The organism is Frankia sp. AgKG'84/4 (assembly GCF_023242965.2).
Classification (GTDB): domain Bacteria; phylum Actinomycetota; class Actinomycetes; order Frankiales; family Frankiaceae; genus Frankia.
The window spans coordinates 1-1,960 of record NZ_JALKFU020000975.1; the positions used below are offsets into that span (position 1 = coordinate 1).

Annotated in this window: 1 protein-coding gene and 1 pseudogene; both read left to right on the plus strand. The window is 72.2% G+C overall.

Annotated features, from left to right (window positions below):
• Entirely contained in the window at positions 1-1,719 is a 1,719-nt protein-coding gene (gene resB / locus MXD58_RS26515) for a cytochrome c biogenesis protein ResB (protein ID WP_374616679.1), read from the plus strand.
• Positions 1,719-1,960, plus strand: a pseudogene (locus tag MXD58_RS26520) (c-type cytochrome biogenesis protein CcsB); the annotation flags it as partial. The gene resB and the pseudogene MXD58_RS26520, both read left to right, overlap by 1 nt.

Sequence of the window (1,960 nt, forward strand, 5' to 3'; positions counted from 1 at the left end):
GTGCCTGCCCCCCGGCCCGGCGTGGCTGCGCCCGGCCTGGCTGCGCCCGGCTCCGGGCGGAGCCGGGCGCTGGCACTCGCCGTCCGGTCCTGGCGGCAACTCACCAGCATGCGCACGGCGCTGGTGCTGCTGTTCCTGCTCGCGCTCGCCGCGGTGCCCGGCTCGCTGCTGCCGCAGCGCAACATCAACCCGATGCGGGTCGAGCAGTACCTCGCCGCCCATCCGACGCTCGGTCCGCTGCTGGACCGGTTCTCCGGCTTCGACGTGTTCAGCTCGCCCTGGTTCGCGGCGATCTATCTTCTGCTGTTCATCTCGCTGATCGGCTGCCTGTCCTCGCGGATCCGCTGGCACGCGCGGGCTCTGTTCACCGCGCCGCCGAAGGCGCCGGCCCGGCCGGGCCGGCTGCCCGGCGGCAGTTCGTGGGACAGCTCGCTGCCCCCCGGTGAGGCATTGGTCGCCGCCCGCGCCGCGCTGCGCCGCCGGCGTTTCCGGGCGAGCGTGGCCGGGCCGGACGCCCGGCGTCCGGACGGTTCGCCCGATCACTCCGTCGCGGCGGAGAAGGGCTACCTGCGGGAGACCGGCAACCTGCTTTTCCACGTTGCCCTGGTCGGGCTGCTCGCGGCGGTCGGGTTCGGATCCTGGTTCGGCTACTCGGGAACCACCCTCGTCGTCAATGGCGACGGGTTTGCGAACACGGTCATCTCCTACGACCAGTTCAGCGGCGGCAAGCTCGTCAACGCCGCGAAGCTCCGCCCGTTCTCCCTGACGCTCGATCGCTTCCAGGCGGCCTACGAGCCCAACGGCGAGCCGCGGGACTTCCGCGCCGACGTGGCCTACTCCGACGATCTGAACGCGCCGACGGGACCAGCGACCATCCGGGTCAACCATCCACTGGTCATCGGCGACACCAAGATCTATCTCATCGGGCACGGCTACGCCCCGCACTTCATCCTGCGCAACGCGAAGGGCACCGTCGTCTGGCAGGGGAACGTGCCCTGCACCCCGCGCGACGGGATGTTCACCTCGACCTGCACGGTCAAGATCCCGGACGCCGGCCTGCCGGCGACGGGCTCGCCGCGCCAGCCCCAGCAGCTCGCCTTCAGCGGCGTCTTCACGCCGACGACGCACCTCGACCCGGCGAACGGCTACGTCTCGATCTTCCCGGCGGCAACGGCCCCCGGCCTGACGATCACCGGTTTCGTCGGCAACCTGCACATCGACGAGGGCGTGCCGCAGAACGTCTACACCGTCGACACCACGGACATGAAGCAGCTCAGTCTGACCGGCCCCGCCGGCGCCAACCGCACCGCGCAGGTGCTGGCGCTGGCCAACCCGGCCCAGCGCACGCTCACCGGGCTGCCCGCCGGGATGAGCCTGGAGGCCGACTCCGTCGCGGAGTTCGCCACGTTCCAGGTGAAGTCCGACCCGTTCAAGCGGGAGGCGCTGCTGTTCGCAGTGCTCATCATCGTCGGGCTGATCGCCAGCCTGCGGGTGCGCCGGCGCCGGGTGTGGGTGCGGGCGCGGCCGGCCGCGACCGGCGACGGGTCGGTGGTCGAGATCGGTGGGCTGTCCCGGTCGCACGGGGACGGCTTCGCGGTCGAGCTGAGCCAGCTCACCACCCTCGTCCGAGAGGCCACCGGGGTGGCGGACGACAGCACGCAGGCGCGTGGCACCCCAGCTGGTGATGCCACGTCGAATGCCAGTGAACAGGAGCTCTGATGGCGGTCAACGACGGCATCTCCAGTCTGTCCGATCATCTGTTCGGCTGTGGGATGGCGGCCTACGCCGCGGCCATGCTCGGCTACGCGGCCGAGTTCGCGTTCAGCCGGCTGGGAACGCGCCAGACCGACGCGGAGGTGGCGGCGGAGGTTCCCGCGGCCCGCGCCGCGGCGGACCGGCCGGGGGTGCTCGTCGGCGTCGGCACCGTGGCGGGCGCGGCGGGCGACGCGGACCCGGCGGC